15 protein-coding genes, 1 pseudogene and 1 other annotated feature are annotated in these 19,688 nt (G+C 37.6%); of the genes and pseudogenes, 14 read left to right on the top strand and 2 right to left on the bottom strand.

All coding sequences use genetic code 11. From position 1 onward, the window contains the following. The first annotated feature begins 248 nt into the window (after positions 1 to 248). The 12 genes and pseudogenes from secDF (at position 249) to G9F74_RS21915 (ending at position 15,238) form a co-directional block, all read left to right on the top strand. Positions 249 to 2,513: a protein translocase subunit SecDF gene (gene secDF, locus G9F74_RS21970; protein ID WP_001119095.1), complete on the top strand. Its 2,265-nt coding sequence runs from the start codon at positions 249 to 251 to the stop codon at positions 2,511 to 2,513. Positions 2,514 to 2,677: 164 nt separating this feature from the next. After that, entirely contained in the window at positions 2,678 to 3,571 is an 894-nt protein-coding gene (locus G9F74_RS21965; RefSeq protein WP_000409731.1) for a cation diffusion facilitator family transporter, read from the top strand. Between the two features lie 101 nt (positions 3,572 to 3,672). Then, a complete protein-coding gene (gene recJ, locus G9F74_RS21960; RefSeq protein WP_000941246.1) occupies positions 3,673 to 5,994 on the top strand; it encodes a single-stranded-DNA-specific exonuclease RecJ in 2,322 nt (773 codons plus the stop codon). Positions 5,995 to 6,059: 65 nt separating this feature from the next. Further along, positions 6,060 to 6,572 carry an adenine phosphoribosyltransferase gene (locus G9F74_RS21955; RefSeq protein ID WP_000346217.1) on the top strand — a complete coding sequence of 171 codons (513 nt, stop codon included), beginning with the start codon at positions 6,060 to 6,062 and terminating at the stop codon, positions 6,570 to 6,572. Positions 6,573 to 6,782: 210 nt separating this feature from the next. Next, complete coding sequence (gene relA, locus G9F74_RS21950; protein WP_001262805.1) at positions 6,783 to 8,966, top strand: GTP diphosphokinase; 2,184 nt, start codon at positions 6,783 to 6,785, stop codon at positions 8,964 to 8,966. A 17-nt stretch (positions 8,967 to 8,983) separates the two neighbouring features. Continuing rightward, a complete protein-coding gene (locus tag G9F74_RS21945; RefSeq protein WP_001266954.1) occupies positions 8,984 to 9,424 on the top strand; it encodes a D-tyrosyl-tRNA(Tyr) deacylase in 441 nt (146 codons plus the stop codon). A gap of 266 nt (positions 9,425 to 9,690) precedes the next feature. Beyond that, positions 9,691 to 10,023, top strand: a pseudogene (locus tag G9F74_RS21940) (YrdB family protein). 79 nt (positions 10,024 to 10,102) lie between these two features. Beyond that, entirely contained in the window at positions 10,103 to 10,294 is a 192-nt protein-coding gene (locus G9F74_RS21935; RefSeq protein WP_001104578.1) for a hypothetical protein, read from the top strand. An 85-nt stretch (positions 10,295 to 10,379) separates the two neighbouring features. Beyond that, the gene (locus G9F74_RS21930; RefSeq protein WP_001242605.1) at positions 10,380 to 10,556 is read left to right on the top strand and encodes a hypothetical protein; all 177 of its coding nucleotides are present in this window, start codon (positions 10,380 to 10,382) and stop codon (positions 10,554 to 10,556) included. Between the two features lie 54 nt (positions 10,557 to 10,610). Continuing rightward, positions 10,611 to 10,841, top strand: a binding site (T-box leader). Positions 10,842 to 10,910: 69 nt separating this feature from the next. Beyond that, positions 10,911 to 12,182, top strand: a complete 1,272-nt coding sequence (gene hisS / locus G9F74_RS21925; RefSeq protein WP_033657340.1) for a histidine--tRNA ligase — start codon at positions 10,911 to 10,913, stop codon at positions 12,180 to 12,182. A gap of 12 nt (positions 12,183 to 12,194) precedes the next feature. Next, on the top strand, positions 12,195 to 13,970 hold the full coding sequence (gene aspS / locus G9F74_RS21920; protein ID WP_000840919.1) for an aspartate--tRNA ligase: 1,776 nt from the start codon (positions 12,195 to 12,197) through the stop codon (positions 13,968 to 13,970). Positions 13,971 to 14,470: 500 nt separating this feature from the next. Next, positions 14,471 to 15,238 carry a tRNA threonylcarbamoyladenosine dehydratase gene (locus G9F74_RS21915; RefSeq protein ID WP_000903173.1) on the top strand — a complete coding sequence of 256 codons (768 nt, stop codon included), beginning with the start codon at positions 14,471 to 14,473 and terminating at the stop codon, positions 15,236 to 15,238. A 480-nt stretch (positions 15,239 to 15,718) separates the two neighbouring features. Here the strand turns inward: G9F74_RS21915 and G9F74_RS21910 are convergent, their stop codons facing one another. Both G9F74_RS21910 and G9F74_RS21905 read right to left on the bottom strand, forming a co-directional pair. Then, complete coding sequence (locus G9F74_RS21910; RefSeq protein ID WP_000857727.1) at positions 15,719 to 16,360, bottom strand: RsfA family transcriptional regulator; 642 nt, start codon at positions 16,358 to 16,360, stop codon at positions 15,719 to 15,721. Between the two features lie 37 nt (positions 16,361 to 16,397). Continuing rightward, positions 16,398 to 17,684, bottom strand: a complete 1,287-nt coding sequence (locus tag G9F74_RS21905) for a replication-associated recombination protein A (RefSeq protein WP_016109126.1) — start codon at positions 17,682 to 17,684, stop codon at positions 16,398 to 16,400. A 396-nt stretch (positions 17,685 to 18,080) separates the two neighbouring features. Between G9F74_RS21905 and cymR the strand changes: the two genes are divergently transcribed. Continuing rightward, positions 18,081 to 18,497, top strand: a complete 417-nt coding sequence (gene cymR, locus G9F74_RS21900) for a cysteine metabolism transcriptional regulator CymR (protein WP_000704116.1) — start codon at positions 18,081 to 18,083, stop codon at positions 18,495 to 18,497. Positions 18,498 to 18,532: 35 nt separating this feature from the next. Continuing rightward, complete coding sequence (locus G9F74_RS21895) at positions 18,533 to 19,678, top strand: cysteine desulfurase family protein (protein WP_016109124.1); 1,146 nt, start codon at positions 18,533 to 18,535, stop codon at positions 19,676 to 19,678. The last annotated feature ends 10 nt before the right edge of the window (positions 19,679 to 19,688 follow it).

Genomic DNA, 19,688 nt, shown 5'->3' with positions numbered 1-19,688 from the left:
ATAATGATAGGTATTGATAAAGAGGAAATAACGATGTCTAAGATTATATGTAAAGGAGGTAGTGAAGAAGAAAAATAAATAATGAAAGTGTAGGTATTGCGTAAGGTTTACCGACACAGCTAGTGATGAACTAGCAAAAAACAAATGTATTTTATAGAAAGGAAGTCTACTAACTAGGTGTATGCACACGTATAGCAGTGAATCGTAAGAGATTTATTGAAAGTGTTAGTAGCAGAAAGAGGGTACATATGGCAAAGCGTGGTACGAGAATTGCCGCCTTTTTCCTCATCGTTTTATTAATCGGTGGCGTAATTGGTGCGGCAGGAAAAGACATAGCAAAAGGAATTAGTCTAGGACTAGACCTTCGCGGTGGTTTTGAAGTTCTGTATGAAGTAAAACCAGCCAAAAAAGGCGATAAAATTGACCGAGAGGCACTTGTAAGTACAGTAGGTGCTCTTGAAAATCGTGTCAATGTTCTCGGTGTAAGTGAGCCGAACATCCAAATTGAAGGAGAAAATCGAATTCGTGTACAGCTTGCTGGTGTACAAGATCAGCAAAAAGCACGTGAAATGTTATCAACACAAGCGAAATTAACATTCCGTGATGTGGATGACAATCTTCTTATGGATGGTACGGATTTAAAAGGCGGCGGAGCGAAGCAAACATTTGATGAGCAAGGCCGTGCGAGCGTAGGTCTTACATTAAAAAGCGCTGAAAAATTCCGTGCAGTAACTGAAAAAATTTCAAAGATGCCACCACCAACGAATTTAATGGTAATATGGCTTGATTTTGAAGAAGGAAAAGATTCGTATAAAGCAGAATCTGCAAAACCGAATCCGAAGTTTTTATCAGCAGCAACAGTAAGCCAAGTGTTTAACCAAGCTGAAGTATCTATCGTAGGTGGAAACTTTACAGTTGAAAGTGCGAAAGAACTTTCATCTTTATTAAATGCAGGTGCACTTCCTGTTGATTTAAAAGAAATGTATTCAACATCTGTTGGAGCGAAATTTGGTCAACAAGCATTAGAGCAAACGATTTTCGCTAGTGCAATCGGTATTGCTATTATCTTCTTATTTATGCTTGTATTCTACCGTTTACCAGGGCTTGTAGCGGTTATTATGTTAGGTTTATACATTTTCGTTACATTACTTGTCTTTAACTGGATGCATGCGGTTCTTACGTTGCCAGGTATTGCGGCATTAGTGCTCGGGGTAGGTATCGCAGTTGATGCGAATATCATTACGTACGAGAGGTTAAAGGAAGAGCTGAAAATTGGTAAGTCAATGATGTCAGCATTTCGTGCTGGTAACCATCGTTCATTAGCGACAATTTTAGATGCGAACATTACAACAATTGCAGCAGCCGGTGTATTATTTGCTTACGGTAATAGTTCTGTAAAAGGTTTCGCAACAAGTTTAATTGTTAGTATTTTAGTCGGTTTCATTACGAACGTATTCGGTACTCGTTTCTTACTAAGTTTACTTGTAAAGAGCCGTTACTTCGATAAAAAACCATCTTATTTTGGTGTTAAGGAAAAGGATATTATTCCATTAACAAAAGGTGTAGTACATCCGCCAACGAGATTTGATCGTATTAACTTCGTAAATATCGGTCATAAATTCTTCTTATTCTCAATTGTAGTCGTAATTGCTGGGGCAATTATATTACCGATTTTCAAAATGAATCTTGGTATTGACTTTGCAAGTGGTACACGTATCGACTTGCAATCAAAACAAGCAGTTACTGTTGCTGATGTTCATAAAGATTTTAAAGAATTGAAAATCGATGTGAAGGAAGAAAATATTGTACCGACTGGAGATGACAATAAAGGTTTCGCAGTTCGTACATTAGGTGTTCTATCAAAAGATGAAATTGCGAAAACGAAAACATTCTTCCACGATAAATACGGTACAGATCCGAATGTAAGTACAGTTTCACCGACAATCGGTAAAGAGATTGCACGAAATGCATTTATCGCAGTATTGATTGCTTCTGCAGTAATCGTTTTATACGTAAGTATTCGTTTCCGTCTTACGTACGCAGTATCTGCAGTAATCGCATTATTACATGATGCCTTCGTTATGATTGTTGTATTTAGTCTTTTCCGAATAGAGGTAGACTTAACGTTTATCGCTGCGGTATTAACCATTATTGGTTACTCTATCAATGACTCAATCGTTACGTTTGATAGAAACCGTGAATTATACAAACAGAAAAAACGAGTTCGTGATTTAAAAGATTTAGAAGAAATCGTAAACTCAAGTATTCGTCAAACAATTGGTCGTTCAATTAATACTGTTTTAACAGTGTTGTTCCCAGTAATTGCACTACTTATTTTCGGTAGTGAATCACTGCGTAACTTCTCACTTGCGTTATTAATTGGATTAGTTGTAGGTACGTACTCTTCTATTTTCGTTGCTTCTCAAATTTGGTTAATGCTTGAAAACCGTCGTTTGAAAAAGGGCAAAAACAAGAAGAAGGTTGAGAAAGAAGTATCTGAACCACAAGTATAAAAAGGTGATGCCTCATTAGGAGGCATCTCTTTTTTCGTTTGTGGATACAATAAGATAGCAACTTTTTACAGAAGAAAGATGGAAGAAAGTGGTGATGTTATCGTTGTTTTTGATACAATAAATCGGGATAACAAGATAGGTTAAGAAAAGAAGGGATTTTAATTATGGAAAAAGATGAACGTTTTAAACAGGCCGAGTTTGGTGCTATTGTCGGAATCGTTGGTAATATTATATTAGCGATTGTAAAGGCGGTAATTGGTTATATCGGGAACAGTAAAGCACTATTAGCGGATGCTGTGCATTCTGCATCAGATGTAATTGGTTCGCTAGCTGTACTTTTTGGATTGCGAGCAGCAAAGCAACCACCAGATGAAGATCACCCGTACGGTCATGGTAAAGCGGAATCGATTTCAGCGATTATTGTTGCAGTATTATTATTTATTGTGGGCATCGAGATAGCGATTTCGTCTATAAAAGCTTTTTCGCAAGAACTAGAACCACCGAAAGGAATTACGATTTTTGCTGTTATTCTTTCGATTGTCGTGAAAGAAGGAATGTTTCAATATAAATTCCGATTAGGGAAGAGGGTAAATAGTGATGCAATTATTGCAAATGCATATGAGCACCGTTCGGATGTATTTTCTTCAATTGCAGCTTTAATCGGTATTTGTGCAGCTATTATCGGTGGTAAGCTAGGTTTAGATTGGCTTGTATATGCGGATCCGGTTGCGGGGTTATTTGTTTCACTCCTTGTTGCAAAGATGGCGTGGAGTATTGGGGCGGAAGCGATTCATGCAACGCTTGATCATGTACTTCATGAGGAAGATGTTATTCCGCTTAGAGAAGCTGTCCTGCAAGTAAATGGTGTGAAAAAAATCGGTTCTTTATATGCGAGAGAACATGGTCACTATGTTATTGTCGATATTAAAGTTTCTGTAGATCCATACATTACTGTAGAAGAAGGACACCGCATTGGAAAACATGTGAAAGAAATGCTTATGAAACAAGATAATGTACAAAATGTGTTTGTACATATAAATCCGTATTCTCCAAATTAAATATCATTAACATTTTAGTATATAGATATTGCATCGTAGTTTGCATTATATTGTCACCCCTTAATCTGTCTTGTATAATAAACAGGTTAAGGGGTGATTTCGTGTTACAACCGAAGACGCGTTGGAAAGAAAAAGAATATAATGAAGAGCGAGTGAGTGAATTAGCAAAAAAGTTACAACTATCACCACTTGTCATTTCGTTATTCCTCGGTAGAGGATTAGATACAGAAGATAAGATTTTAGATTTTTTAAATACAGAAAATCAAGAATTTCACGATCCGTTTTTATTAGAAGGAATGGATAGAACGGTAGAACGTGTAAATAAGGCGATTCAAAATGGAGAGCAAATATTAATATTTGGTGATTATGATGCGGACGGAGTAAGTAGTACAACGGTTTTATATCTTGCTCTGCAAGAATTAGGTGCAGAGGTAGAATTTTATATTCCAAACCGTTTTACAGAAGGTTATGGACCGAACGAAGAAGCGTTTCGTTGGGCGCATAGTGCAGGGTTCTCACTTATTATTACTGTCGATACTGGTATCGCAGCGGTACATGAAGCGAAGGTAGCGAAGGAACTTGGAATAGATCTTATTATTACGGATCACCATGAGCCACCGCCAGAATTACCAGAAGCACTCGCGATTATTCATCCAAAACTAGATGGCGGTGTGTATCCGTTTCATTATTTAGCCGGTGTAGGTGTTGCGTTTAAAGTTGCACATGCACTATTAGGTCGTGTACCAGAACATTTATTAGAAATTGCAGTAATCGGTACGGTAGCCGATTTAGTATCACTTCATGGCGAAAATAGATTGCTAGTGAAGCGCGGTTTAAAACATATGCGAATGACGAAAAATATTGGTTTAAAGGCATTGTTTAAAGTTGCTAACGTTTCGCAAAGTGAAATTACAGAAGAAAGCATTGGATTCTCAATCGCACCGCGTATTAATGCAGTTGGGCGTTTAGAAGATGCTACGCCGGCTGTACACCTATTATTATCAGATGACCCAGAGGAAGCGAAAGAACTGGCTGAAGAAATTGATGAGCTGAACAAACTTCGAAAAGATATTGTAAAGCAAATTACAGAAGAGGCTATCGCTGAAGTGGAAAATAAATTCCCGCCAGAAGAAAATAAAGTGTTAGTGCTTGCAAAAGAAGGCTGGAATCCAGGTGTAATTGGAATTGTCGCTTCTAAATTAGTTGAACGTTTTTATCGTCCAACAATTGTATTAAGCATTGATCCTGTCAAAGAAACAGCAAAGGGTTCAGCACGTAGTATCGCGGGATTTGATTTGTTTGCAAACTTGTCGGATTGTAGAGAGTTATTACCGCACTTCGGAGGGCATCCGATGGCCGCAGGAATGACGCTACATATGAATGATGTAGATGAGTTACGTCGCCGCTTAAATGCGCAAGCGGATGCAATTTTAACAGAAGCGGATTTTATTCCAATCACAGCAGTTGATACATTTTGTAAAGTGGAAGATGTAACGCTTGCAGCGATTGAGGATATGCAAAAGTTAGCGCCATTTGGTGTTGGAAATCCGAAACCACGTCTTGCAGTGAAAAATGCTGAATTAGAAAGTATTCGTGCAATCGGATCAGATGGTTCACATTTGAAAATGGCACTTCGTGACGGACAGGCAACACTGGATACAATTGGATTCGGATTTGGTGCGTATGCAAAAGAAATTTCTCCAGTTGCTAAGGTATCTGTAATAGGAGAGGCATCCATTAATGAATGGAATAATTTTAAGAAGCCACAATTAATGGTACAAGATATTGCTGTAGAGGCATGGCAATTATTTGATTGGCGTAGTATGCGTAATGTGGAAGCAAATTTAGCAGAACTTCCGAAAGAAAAAATAACAATGGTGTATTTTTCTGAAGAGGTATTGAATAAGTTTTCTTTAGAAGACTATAAAGAACATCTTGTGCATGCATCAGAGGTAACTCATTTAGATGATCAATACATCGTGTTACTCGATTTGCCAAAAGGAACAGATGAATTGCGTGATTTATTTAAAGTAGGATTCCCATCTAGAATCTATACGTTATTTTATCAAGAGAACAATCATCTATTTAGTACAGTCCCAACGAGGGAACATTTTAAATGGTACTATTCTTTCTTAAACCAAAAATCACCATTTTCTTTAAGACAATATGGGGAACAACTATGTCGCCATAAAGGTTGGTCAAAAGATACAGTAAATTTCATGACACAGGTGTTTTTTGAGTTAGAATTTGTTACAATAAAAGACGGTGTCATTTTTATGGCCGAACAAAAACAAAAGCGTGATTTAATTGAATCGAACACATATCGTGAGAAAATGAACCACTTACAATTAGAAAAAGAATTGGTTTATAGCACATATCAGCAACTATATACATGGTTTGAAACGATTCGTAATCATAAATAAGTAGAACAGTTAGGGTAAAGGATTTGTATTTACAAACCTTTTATATCTGAGGAGGATTCAGAAATATGGATTTCAAGCAACATATCGCAATTGTACCGGATTATCCGAAAGAAGGTATTGTGTTTAAAGACATTACACCTTTAATGAACGACGGTAAAGCATACAAAGCAGCAACAGATGCAATCGTTGAGTATGCAAAAGAAAGAGATATCGATGTTGTAGTAGGACCAGAAGCTCGTGGTTTTATTATCGGTTGCCCAGTTTCTTATGCATTAGAAGTAGGATTTGCGCCAGTTCGTAAATTAGGAAAATTACCACGTGAAGTAATTACAGTTGACTACGGCAAAGAATATGGTACAGATGTTTTAACAATCCATAAAGATGCAATTAAACCAGGTCAACGCGTATTAATTACTGATGATCTATTAGCTACAGGTGGAACAATTGAAGCAACAATTAAGCTAGTTGAAGAACTTGGCGGAGTTGTAGCAGGGATTGCATTCTTAGTAGAGCTTACTTACTTAGATGGTCGTAAAATGTTAGATGGTTACGATGTATTAGTATTAGAAAAATACTAATCACTATATAGGTAAAACTACGGTGATAAAAAGTACCCGTGAATCTCTTGGAGAGGAGCGGGTACTTTTGTATAATTGAACAAAAAAATAAGGTGAAATGTCAGTAAAATCTTTTCCTTTTCACAATTCACAATCATTGGGTTATAATGATAGAATATAATTTATTCTATTTAATAAATACAAAGTCAATTTTCAATAAAAGGTGATTCGATGGCAAATGAGCAAGTACTAACAGCTGAACAGGTACTCGAGAAAGCAAGTCAATATTTAGCGGTTGAAGATATTGAGCTAGTGGCACGTGCTTATGAATATGCACGCGATGCACATAGCGAACAATATAGAAAATCGGGTGAACCATATATTATTCACCCAATTCAAGTTGCAGGTATTTTAGTTGATTTACACATGGATCCAGCTACAGTATCGGCAGGTTTCTTACATGATGTAGTGGAAGATACAGAGATTACATTAGAAGATATTGAGCGAGAATTTAATAAAGAAATCGCTATGCTTGTCGATGGTGTTACAAAGCTCGGAAAGATTAAATATAAATCTCATGAGCAGCAACAAGCAGAAAACCATCGCAAAATGTTTATCGCAATGGCTCAAGATATTCGAGTTATTTTAATTAAACTAGCTGATCGTCTTCATAACATGCGTACATTGAAACATTTGCCTCAAGAGAAGCAGCGTCGCATTGCGAATGAAACGTTAGAAATCTTTGCACCTTTAGCACATAGACTCGGAATTAGTACTATTAAATGGGAGTTAGAGGATACGTCACTTCGCTATTTAAATCCGCAACAATATTATCGTATTGTAAATTTAATGAAGCGTAAACGTGCAGAGCGTGAAGAATATTTAGATGAAGTAATGACTGGTATTCGTGAGAAATTAAAAGAAGTTTCCATTCAACCTGAGATTTCTGGAAGACCAAAACATATTTACAGTATTTATCGTAAAATGGCATTGCAAAATAAACAGTTTAATGAAATTTACGATTTACTAGCTGTACGTGTCGTTGTAAATAGTATTAAAGATTGTTACGCGGTGCTTGGAATTATTCATACTTGCTGGAAGCCAATGCCAGGTCGTTTCAAAGATTATATTGCAATGCCGAAAGCAAATCTGTATCAATCTCTTCATACGACGGTAATTGGACCGAAAGGTGATCCGCTAGAAGTGCAAATTCGTACGAAAGAAATGCACGAAATTGCAGAATTCGGTATCGCGGCACATTGGGCGTATAAAGAAGGAAAGACCGCAGAAACAACAGGTACATTAGAGAAGAAACTAACTTGGTTCCGTCAAATATTAGAATGGCAAAATGAAGCTTCTAATGCAGAAGAGTTTATGGAGTCATTAAAAATTGATTTATTCTCTGACATGGTATTCGTCTTCACACCGAAAGGCGATGTAATGGAATTACCACTTGGATCTGTTCCAATTGACTTTTCTTATCGTGTCCATTCAGAAATCGGGAATAAAACAATTGGTGCAAAAGTAAATGGGAAAATGGTGACCCTTGATTATAAATTAAAAACGGGTGACATCATTGAAATTTTAACATCGAAACATTCGTATGGCCCAAGCCAAGATTGGGTGAAACTTGCTCAAACATCTCATGCGAAAAATAAAATACGTCAATTCTTTAAGAAACAGCGTAGAGACGAAAATATTGAAAAAGGCCGTGAACTTGTTGAAAAAGAAGTACGTGGTCTAGAGTATGAGATGAAAGAAGTGTTAGCTCCTGACAATTTAAAACGTGTTGCCGAGAAGTTTAATTTTGCAAATGAAGAAGATATGTTTGCAGCAGTTGGATATAGCGGAATTACAGCGTCGCAAATTGTTACGCGACTAACGGACAAGTTCCGTAAGCAGCGTGAAGAAGAAGAAATTGTTGAAGTTAAAGAAGTTCGTAAACCGATGAAAATTCGAAAATGGGATTCTGGTGTAAAGGTAAGTGGTGCTGACAATTTATTAATTCGTTTGTCAAAATGCTGTAACCCAGTTCCAGGTGATGATATCGTTGGGTATATTACGAAAGGTCGGGGCGTATCGATTCACCGTCGTGATTGTGTAAATATTCATACAGAAGAAGCTGTAGAGCGCTTATTAGAAGTAGAGTGGGAAGGTAGCCCTGAAAAAGAAATTGAATACAACGTTGATATCGAAATTTCAGGCTATGATCGCCGTGGTTTATTAAATGAAGTATTGCAAGCTGTTACAGAGACGAAAACATACATTTCAGCTGTTTCTGGTAGAAGTGATCGTAATAAGATGGCAACGATTAATATGTCGATCTCGATTCGTAACTTACAACACTTGAAAAAAGTAGTAGAACGCATTAAACGTGTTCCTGAAATTTATGCAGTACGACGCATGATGCATTAATAGGGAGTGTAGAAAAGATGAGAGTTGTTTTACAACGATCAAAAGAGGCGTCTGTCACAGTAGATGGTGAGATTGTAGGACAAATTCCATTCGGTTTAACATTACTAGTTGGCATTACGCATGAAGATACTGAAAAAGATGCAACGTACATTGCGGAAAAAATCGCGAACTTACGCATCTTTGAAGATGAGAGCGGAAAGATGAACCATTCTGTACTCGATGTAGAAGGACAAGTTCTATCAATTTCGCAATTCACATTATATGGCGATTGCCGCAAGGGAAGACGTCCAAACTTTATGGATGCTGCGAAACCTGACTATGCAGAGCATTTATACGATTTCTTTAATGAAGAAGTTCGTAAACAAGGATTGCATGTAGAAACAGGGAAGTTCGGTGCAATGATGGACGTTTCTTTAATCAATGATGGTCCGGTGACCTTAATTGTAGAAAGTAAATAGTATGGCCTAAGAAGAGAGGATTATATAATCCTCTCTTTTTTATACTTTGTTGTATGTTTTGTTCATTTATCCCGCTATTTGTGGGCAGTAAGAACCCCACCTCAAAATTCAGCGGAAGCAAAGAAGTTAGGGGGGCGGGCTGCCCGTAAAAGCCCGATTGGTGAGGGCTGATAATCAGTGGGGGATGAACAAAACCCCCACTGATTAAAGTTTCACTTTATCATAGGATTAATTCGAAGGGGAATAAAAGGAAAAGAAGGTGTAGCATGCTTCAAGAATTCAATATAACTTTACGTTTTATGCTAGAGTTATGTGTTCTTGGGATTGTTGGATACTGGGGATTTCGGGTAGGAACAATAACGGCTATAAAAATTACACTTGCTATTATTTTTTCGATTGTTGTTGCAGTCATTTGGGAGCTATTTGGAGCTCCGCATGCAGAATGAGAAGTACAAGGTATATTGCATGTATTGTTAGAGATTATCATGTTTGAAGCGGATGTTGCAGCGTTGTATCATTTGAAGCATCCTATGCTGGCGAGTGGATTGGTAACTATTATTGTTATAAATCGAATGCTGATGTTGATTTGGAATCAATAGCTTGGGTTATCCATTATATAGTATAATGTAAAAAATGGTAAAAACATTCGGATGTATGTGTGAAAAGGGGAGATAGTATATGAATTGGTCAATCTTTAAAGATTTGAAATTTTCATTGCGATTTAGCTTAGCTATTTTTTTACATGCATTAGGAGTTACTTTCGCAGTGCTAAGTTACAGTACTTGGGCAGTATTTGTAATAGCAGCAATGGTTGTAACAACCTTTATGATTCAAAGAGCGGATTATTTATATAAAAGTGGTATGGAATAACGTTATTCGTTTATACGTATAACTACCTCATCAATATGGAACAATAAAAAGTAAAACATCCATATTGAATGTGAGGGATATACGTATGCGTATGAATGAAAAAGGGCATTCTGTTACAAACGGTGCAAATCAACTGTTTAACGTGAATTTTCATGATTTTATTTCAAAAGAACAAAACAATACTTCGATGGAGCTTGCTTCTGAGTTTGGAATTTCTCTTCAAGATGTAAAGCGTCTTAAGAAGCAGATTGAACGCTCTTAGAACACTTGACAATCGTACTCAACAAACGTATAGTAATTTTATATTTACATATGAATATAACCGTTGATAGAGAAGAGTAAATGAGATACACATGGAAAGAGAGGAGATGTCTTAGGCTGAAAACATTTCTACATGATGACTGATTGAATGACACTCTAGAGGTTTCAACTTGAACGGCATATATGCTTAGTAGGGATGAACGCACATTTAAGCGTTATTAAAAAAGTGGAAGCATACGTGCTTCAATTAGGGTGGCACCACGGGTATAATACTCTCGTCCCTACTGTTCAAACAGTAGAGGCGGGAGTTTTTTTATTTTTATTAAGATTAAAACAATTTGAGGAGGAACTGAATATGTCTATTCAAATCCCACGCGGAACGCAAGATATTCTTCCAGGCACTGTTGAGTTATGGCAGTATATCGAAGGGCAAGCACGCGAAATTTGCCGTCGTTACAATTATAAAGAAATTCGCACACCAATTTTTGAACACACTGAGTTATTTTTACGTGGTGTTGGTGATACGACAGATATCGTACAAAAAGAAATGTATTCATTCCAAGATCGTGGTGAGCGCAGTTTAACATTACGTCCAGAAGGTACTGCACCTGTTGTACGTTCTTACGTTGAAAACAAAATGTTCGGTGACGCAACGCAACCAACAAAGTTATACTATATCGGTCAAATGTTCCGTTACGAAAGACCACAAGCAGGTCGCTATCGTCAATTCGTACAATTCGGTATTGAAGCAATCGGTAGTAACGACCCTGCAATTGATGCAGAAGTAATTGCACTTGCTGTAGAGTTTTACCGCGGCATGGGCTTAAAAAATATTAAAGTTGTATTAAACAGCTTAGGTGATGCAGCGAGCCGTCAAGCGCACCGCGATGCATTAATCGCTCATTTTGAGCCACGCATCGGCGAGTTCTGCTCTGATTGCCAATCTCGCTTAGAAAAGAATCCACTTCGTATTTTAGACTGTAAGAAGGACCGTAACCATGAATTAATGGGTACAGCACCATCTATTACAGAATACTTAAACGAAGATTCAGCAGTATACTACGATAAAGTTCAAGAACTATTAACGATGATGGATGTTCCATTTGAAAAAGATCCAAACTTAGTGCGTGGTTTAGACTACTATCAACACACTGTTTTTGAAATTATGAGTGAGGCAGAAGGTTTCGGTGCTATCACTACATTAAGCGGTGGTGGCCGTTATAATGGACTTGTACAAGAAATCGGTGGACCAGAAATGCCAGGTATCGGTTTTGCGATGAGTATTGAACGTCTAATTATGGCGCTAAAAGCTGAGAACATTGAGTTACCAATTGAACATAGTATTGATTGTTACGTTGTAGCTCTTGGTGAAAAAGCGAAAGACCATGCTGCGAAAGTTGCGTTTGATCTTCGTAAAGCTGGATTATCAGTCGAAAAAGATTATTTAGATCGCAAAATGAAAGCACAATTTAAATCAGCAGATCGTTTAAATGCGAAATTTGTAGCTGTATTAGGGGAAGATGAGCTAGATAAAGGCATCATTAACTTAAAAGATATGGCAACAGGCGGACAAGAAGAAGTAGCATTAGATGTATTTGCTTCATACGTAGCAGAGAAATTAATATAGGGGGAACTTACAGTGGCTGAAAGAACACATGCATGTGGAAAAGTAACAGTAGAAGCTGTTGGACAAACAGTTCAATTAAAAGGTTGGGTACAAAAACGTCGTGACTTAGGTGGATTAATCTTCATCGATTTACGTGACCGTACAGGTATCGTGCAAGTCGTATTTAACCCAGAAACATCAAAAGAAGCACTAGAAGTAGCAGAAACGATTCGTAGTGAATACGTATTGCACGTAGAAGGTACAGTTGTTGAACGTGGTGAAGGCGCAATTAATGACAATATGGCAACTGGTCGTATTGAAGTACAAGCAACGAGAGTAAACGTATTAAACGCAGCGAAAACAACACCAATCATTATCGCTGATGATACAGATGCATCAGAAGATGTGCGTTTAAAATATCGTTACTTAGACTTACGTCGTCCTGTAATGTTTAACACATTCAAAATGCGTCACGACGTAACGAAAACAATTCGTAACTTCCTAGATACAGAAGACTTCTTAGAAGTTGAAACTCCAATTTTAACGAAGAGCACACCAGAAGGAGCTCGTGACTATTTAGTACCAAGCCGTGTACACGACGGTGAATTCTATGCATTACCACAGTCACCACAATTATTTAAACAACTTCTTATGGTCGGCGGATTTGAGCGTTACTATCAAGTAGCACGTTGTTTCCGTGACGAAGATTTACGTGCGGATCGTCAACCAGAATTCACGCAAATCGATATCGAAGCTTCATTCTTAACGCAAGATGAAATTTTAGATATGATGGAGCGTATGATGACGAAAGTTATGAAGGATGCAAAAGGTGTAGAAGTTAGTGCACCATTCCCTCGTATGAAATATGCTGATGCAATGGCTCGCTACGGTTCTGATAAGCCAGATACACGCTTTGAAATGGAACTAACAGACCTATCTGAATTTGCAGTAGATTGTGGATTTAAAGTATTTACAAGTGCTGTAGAAAGCGGCGGACAAGTAAAAGCAATTAATGCAAAAGGTGCCGCAAGCAAATACTCTCGTAAAGACATTGATGCATTAACTGAATTCGTAAAAGTATACGGTGCAAAAGGTCTAGCTTGGCTTAAAGTGGAAGAAGACGGCTTAAAAGGACCGATTGCGAAATTCTTCGGCGAAGAAGATGCAAAAGCGTTAATGAGTACATTAGAAGCTACTGCTGGCGATTTATTACTATTCGTAGCAGATAAGAAAAGCGTTGTTGCAGATAGCTTAGGTGCACTTCGTTTACGTTTAGGTAAAGAGCTTGAGTTAATAGATGAAAGTAAATTTAACTTCCTATGGGTAACTGATTGGCCACTTCTTGAGTACGATGAAGATGCAGATCGTTACTTCGCAGCTCACCACCCATTCACAATGCCATTCCGTGAAGACGTTGAGCTATTAGAAACAGCACCAGAAAAAGCACGTGCACAAGCATATGACCTTGTATTAAACGGTTATGAGCTTGGTGGCGGATCACTTCGTATTTACGAGCGTGACGTACAAGAAAAAATGTTTAAAGCACTTGGATTCTCACAAGAAGAAGCGCAAGAACAATTCGGATTCTTATTAGAAGCATTCGAATACGGTACACCACCACACGGCGGAATTGCATTAGGTTTAGACCGTCTTGTTATGTTACTTGCAGGTCGTACGAACCTTCGTGATACAATTGCATTCCCGAAAACAGCAAGCGCAAGCTGCTTATTAACAGAAGCTCCAAGCCCAGTTGCAGAAGCTCAGCTTGAAGAACTGAACTTAAAATTAAGCTTGAAAGAAGAGAAGTAAGAATAGGGTCTAGATGGTTATACTATAGCCGTCTAGACTTTTTTTGAGAGGAATTTTAAAAAGTCCGGTTTAGATAACTGTCGCATTTCGTCGTTGCTTCGCCAGTCCGGTGCTCGAGTAGTAAAGCTACACTGCGCTCTTCCTAGCATACGTGCCTCGATCTGCTCGGTTCTCTAAATCCTCCTTTTTAAACGTATATTGAGAGGAAGTTTAAAAAAGTTCGGTTCAGATGGCAGTCGCATTTCGTCGTTGCTTCGCCAGTCCGGTGCTCGAGTAGTAAAGCTACACTGCGCTCTTCCTAGCATACGTGCCTCGATCTGCTCGGCCCTCTGAATCCTCCTTTTAAAACGTGTATGTAGGAAGAAATAAAAGTCCGGTTTATATTATGTTTTTGTTTGAAATATGTATTTTTAGGAATTCTATAACTTTTTCTATACAAATAGTCGGAAAAACGCTAGAATACATGGTAGACCATTTTTGTAATAGGAGTGTAGAGCTGAATGTTACATCAATTTTCACGTAATGAATTAGCCTTCGGTAAAGAAGGACTTGAAATATTAAAAAATAGTACAATCGGTATTTTAGGAATTGGCGGCGTAGGATCATTTTCAGCTGAAGCGTTAGCGCGTTCTGGTGTAGGACGTCTCGTATTAGTTGATAAAGACGTTGTAGATATTACAAACGTAAACCGTCAAATTCACGCTTTAGTATCTACTGTAGGGCGTTCAAAAGTAGAATTAATGAAAGAGCGTATTGCAGACATTAATCCGGAATGTGAAGTAATTGGATTAGAAATGTTTTATACAGATGAAACATATGAAGAGTTCTTTAAACACGGTTTAGATTTCGTAGTGGATGCATCTGATACGATTACGTTCAAAATCCATTTAATTAAACAATGTTTACGTCGTAAAATTAAAATTATCTCATGTATGGGTGCAGCAAATAAAATGGACCCAACTCGTTTCCGTATTGCGGACATTTCTAAAACACATACAGATCCGATTGCGAAAGTAATTCGTACGAAGCTTCGTAAAGAGGGTATTAAAAAAGGTGTAAAAGTTGTCTTCTCTGACGAAAACCCAATCGTAATTCGTGAAGAAGTACGTAAAGAAATCGTACCAGACGAAAATGCAAAAATTCGTAAGGCGAAATTACCACCTTCTTCAAATGCATTCGTACCATCTGTGGCAGGCTTAATTATGGCAAGTCACGTTGTACGTGAGCGTATTAAAAACGTAGAAGTGAAGCGTGTAGGGCAAGAATAAAAGGAAAGCATATATCCATTTCGGATATATGCTTTTTCTATGTTTTAAAGAATTATTGATATTTGCAATATTAATAATTCAAATGTAAGTAAGGTTAGTAAGTAATGATGATATTTATCTGATTTATAGGCGGATGTCTTTTTTAGACTGTTAATGGTGAAGAGAGCTAAAGTCAGGACGAGAAGGCCAAGAGTTATTTTGACATTACAGTAAAAATTATCCAATGTATTTTGGGAGTTTCCTTGTATGACAGGGAGAAATGTTATTGTCAATTTTTGTCGTTAAATCGATATTTTTTTTCGAATCGTTGATATATTGCAAGTTGTGATAGATATATTTGAAAAATCGTTGATATATTGCAAGTTACGATAGATATATTCGAAAAATCGTTGATATAATTTCATTTACCGATATATCAATATACGGTTCACCGAAAACAAACAAGGATGTCACTTAATCAAAAAAGTGACATCCTTGTTTTTAATTCTCTGCAGAATAAATAATATCTAAATTCCCGTTTTGATCGGTTTTGAAAATGGGAGCAATCTGTTCTTCTTGTTCTTCAACTGAAACAAGTTTTCGAGCACGATCCATAATTCTAACAAGCATTGCATAATCTTCTTCGATTGCTTGTTGTTTTTTTGTGAGTACCGCTAATTTTGCTTCAAGTTCATGATTCGTTTTTTGCAAGGAAGTAAGCTGATCTTGTAATACCTCATTTTCAGTTTGCAACTTTGCGGTTGAAGGGTTATTATGTTCCATGTTTTGCAAAAATGAGATGACATTTTGCATTGTAAGTTCCTGTTGACTTGGCGTGATATTTTCTGAAAACTCGGCATCGATTACGAGCTGCCGAGTTTGTGTAAACTGCTCTTTTTCTATTTTAGCTTCAGAACGTTTTAATTCTTTACGTTGTTTTTTTGCAATCTGTACCGCATCTTCGTAATTCGCTCGTACTTCAGCATTCCATCTAAAACCGCAAGCTGCTGAAGTGCGGTTCAAAGCATCGCCAACTTCATCGAATGCTTTGATTTGTGTACTGCCGCTACGAATATGTCGTAAAACAGTTTCTGCTAAAAGGAGATCGTCTTCTCTTGTCCATGCATCTTGACGTGTTTTCATAAGCGAAGCCTCCGTAATGGTGACGTTTTCGTTTATGTTACCCTTTATTTTTCGTTTTATTCGAACTTTGTAATCTTTCATAAACAGTAGAAAGTGCTTGCTCAAATTTCCCTGTTGTTTTCGGTTTATAATATTGCTTGTTTTTTATTTTATCAGGTAAGTATTGTTGGTGTACCCAGCCATTTGGATGGTCATGTGGATATAAGTATCCAATGCCTCGACCTAACGATTCAGCGCCTTTATAGTGACTGTTTTTTAAATGACCTGGAATGTCACCTGTTTGACCGTTACGTAAATCGTGCAATGCAGCATCAAGTGCTTTATAAGCTGAATTTGATTTTGGTGATAAGCATAGCTCGATAACGGCATTTGCAAGTGGTATGCGTGCCTCTGGGAATCCAACTCGTTCAGCTGACTCGATCGCTGCAAGTGTGCGCGGTCCAGCTTGCGGGCTAGCAAGTCCGATATCTTCATATGCCATAATAAGAAGGCGTCTACCGATACTTTGTAAATCACCTGCTTCAATAAGGCGTGCTAAATAATGAAGTGCTGCATTTACATCACTTCCGCGCACTGATTTTTGAAATGCCGATAATACGTCATAATGAGCATCTCCACCTTTGTCATGAACGAAACTCTTTTTTTGTAAGCATTCTTCTGCGATTTCTAGCGTGATTTCCGCAGCTTTGTCGTCAGTTGTAAAGCTAGATAAAACAGCTAATTCAAGTGCATTATAAGCTGAACGCATATCTCCGCCTGATGCATTTGCAAAGTGATGTAATGCTCCATCCGTAACAGTTACATCATATTCCCCAAGCCCTTTTTCTTTATCTTCAAGAGCTCGTTTTAAACCAATTAAAATATCATCTTCTGTTAGTGCGTGTAACTCGAAGATTTGACATCTGCTTCGGATAGCAGAGTTTATCGCATGGAATGGATTACTCGTCGTTGCACCGATTAAAGTAAGGAGTCCACTTTCTAAATGAGGTAATAGAAAGTCTTGTTTCGCCTTATCTAACCTGTGAACTTCATCTAAAATTAAAACGAGGTGTCGATGCATCTTCGCTTCTTGTACGACAACTTCTATATCTTTTTTATTGTGAGTAACAGCATTTAATAGGCGAAACGGTGTTCCAGTACTTCCCGCAATTGCGCTAGCTATTGATGTTTTTCCTGTACCTGGAGGACCGTATAAAATCATAGATTGAAAATGATTTGCTTGGACCATTCGCCATAAAATCTTTCCTTCACCAACTAAATGCTGTTGTCCAATAATTTCTTGAATATTTGTAGGGCGCATTCGATGTGCGAGTGGTTGTTTCATTTTTACCGTCTCCCTTACTATATAATCTCATTCTATCGTATCATTTTTTTTAGTGGAATTTGAAATAGGATGCTGTTTTATGGGAAAGATGAATATGAATATTTTTATTTTTCTTTCAATTTTAATAATTTCCGAGTTTTTCAATGCGATTTTATGTTATCATTTTGATACACAAGTTGAAATTTCTTATAATACTATATTATGCTATAATTTCATAGGATTTTAAATTGTGTTCTTTTATAAAGTGAAACTTTAATCAGTGGGGGTTTTGTTTATCCCCTACCTAACTTCTTTGCTCCAGCCGAATTTTGAGGTGGGAGTTTTACTGCCCGCAAATAGCGGGATAAATAAGATATAACCAATAGAAGTGAAAATTTGAAAAGAGGTGCAAAATAGATGAAGATTTCAACAAAAGGCCGCTACGGCTTAACAATTATGATCGATCTTGCAAAAAAGTTTGGTGAAGGTCCGATTTCATTAAAATCAATCGCACAGGCACATGACTTATCGGAACATTACTTAGAACAATTAATTTCACCACTTCGTAACGCTCGTCTTGTAAAGAGTACGCGTGGTGCATATGGCGGATATGTATTATCTGATCAACCGGCTAACATTACAGCTGGGGATGTAATCCGTGTACTAGAGGGTCCAATTAGTGTTGTAGAAATGATAGAAGAAGAAGAACCAGCACAGCGCCAATTATGGATGCGTGTTCGAGATGCGGTGCAAGAAGTGTTAGATAGTACAACTTTAGAAGATTTAGTGCGTTATGAGGAAGAAAATCACGGGGGCTATATGTTTTACATTTAATTCCTTGTGAAACGATTTGGAAAGAAGGAGATTTAATGGAACGCATTTACTTAGATCATGCTGCGACATCTCCGACTCACCCAGAAGTGGTCGAAAAGATGATTCCATATATGACAGAAACATTCGGAAACCCGTCTAGTATTCACTTTTATGGACGTCAAGCGCGCCATGCAGTAGATGAGGCGAGACGCGTGTGTGCAAAAAGCATCCATGCGAACCCGAATGAAATTATATTCACGAGCGGTGGTACAGAAGCTGATAATTTAGCGCTTATAGGTGTAGCACACGCAAACCGTCATAAAGGTAACCACATTATAACGACGGAAATTGAACATCATGCGATTTTGCATACGTGTGAATTGCTTGAGCGTGAAGGGTTTGAAGTGACATATTTACCTGTCGATGAAACGGGGCGTGTTCAACTTTCTGACATACAAAAGGCATTAACAGAAGAGACAATTCTTGTATCTATTATGTTTGGGAATAATGAAGTAGGGACGATGCAATCGATTGCGGAAATAGGAAAACTGCTAAAAGAGCATCAAGCTTATTTTCATACAGATGCGGTACAAGCTTACGGTTTAGTAGAAATAAATGTGAAAGAGTTTGGGATTGATTTATTATCAATTTCAGCGCACAAAATTAACGGGCCAAAAGGCGTAGGGTTCTTATACGCTAGTGCAAATTTGAAATTTGAACCGTTATTAATAGGCGGAGAGCAAGAAAGAAAACGCCGTGCTGGTACTGAAAATGTACCTAGTATTGTCGGACTTCAACATGCAATTCTTTTAGCTGAAAAAACTCGTGAGCAAAAAAATGCCCAATATGAAGAGTTTAAAGATATAATGGTATCTGTCTTCAAAAATGAAGGCATTACTTTCGAGGTAAACGGAAACTTGGAATATCGCTTACCACATGTGTTGAATATTAGTTTTACAGGAATGAACATTGAACCATTTCTTGTGAACTTAGACTTAGCTGGCATTGCAGTATCAAGTGGTTCTGCTTGTACAGCTGGTTCGATTGATCCATCACATGTATTAGTGGCGATGTTCGGAAAAGACTCCGATCAAATACGTTCATCCGTACGCTTTAGTTTCGGTCTTGGAAATACGAAAGAGCAAATTGAAAAAGCGGCGTACGAAACAGTGAAAATCGTGAAGCGATTAACACAAAATTAGCATGGGAGGT

It is taken from the genome of Bacillus sp. EKM202B, from assembly GCF_011066025.1.
Taxonomy (GTDB): domain Bacteria; phylum Bacillota; class Bacilli; order Bacillales; family Bacillaceae_G; genus Bacillus_A; species Bacillus_A toyonensis.
Note: the sequence above shows the minus strand (reverse complement) of the source record. Positions and strands in the feature narration are given on the sequence as shown.

What these genes read in the sequence shown, in the direction of transcription:
- G9F74_RS21945 (WP_001266954.1), top strand. Translation starts at nt 8,984, where the DNA reads ATGAGAGTTGTTTTACAACGATCAAAAGAGGCGTCTGTCACAGTAGAT.
- G9F74_RS21895 (WP_016109124.1), top strand. Translation starts at nt 18,533, where the DNA reads ATGGAACGCATTTACTTAGATCATGCTGCGACATCTCCGACTCACCCA.
- G9F74_RS21955 (WP_000346217.1), top strand. Translation starts at nt 6,060, where the DNA reads ATGGATTTCAAGCAACATATCGCAATTGTACCGGATTATCCGAAAGAA.
- G9F74_RS21930 (WP_001242605.1), top strand. Translation starts at nt 10,380, where the DNA reads ATGCGTATGAATGAAAAAGGGCATTCTGTTACAAACGGTGCAAATCAA.
- cymR (WP_000704116.1), top strand. Translation starts at nt 18,081, where the DNA reads ATGAAGATTTCAACAAAAGGCCGCTACGGCTTAACAATTATGATCGAT.
- G9F74_RS21905 (WP_016109126.1), bottom strand. Translation starts at nt 17,684, where the DNA reads ATGAAACAACCACTCGCACATCGAATGCGCCCTACAAATATTCAAGAA.
- hisS (WP_033657340.1), top strand. Translation starts at nt 10,911, where the DNA reads ATGTCTATTCAAATCCCACGCGGAACGCAAGATATTCTTCCAGGCACT.
- secDF (WP_001119095.1), top strand. Translation starts at nt 249, where the DNA reads ATGGCAAAGCGTGGTACGAGAATTGCCGCCTTTTTCCTCATCGTTTTA.
- G9F74_RS21935 (WP_001104578.1), top strand. Translation starts at nt 10,103, where the DNA reads ATGAATTGGTCAATCTTTAAAGATTTGAAATTTTCATTGCGATTTAGC.
- relA (WP_001262805.1), top strand. Translation starts at nt 6,783, where the DNA reads ATGGCAAATGAGCAAGTACTAACAGCTGAACAGGTACTCGAGAAAGCA.
- G9F74_RS21915 (WP_000903173.1), top strand. Translation starts at nt 14,471, where the DNA reads ATGTTACATCAATTTTCACGTAATGAATTAGCCTTCGGTAAAGAAGGA.
- G9F74_RS21910 (WP_000857727.1), bottom strand. Translation starts at nt 16,360, where the DNA reads ATGAAAACACGTCAAGATGCATGGACAAGAGAAGACGATCTCCTTTTA.
- G9F74_RS21965 (WP_000409731.1), top strand. Translation starts at nt 2,678, where the DNA reads ATGGAAAAAGATGAACGTTTTAAACAGGCCGAGTTTGGTGCTATTGTC.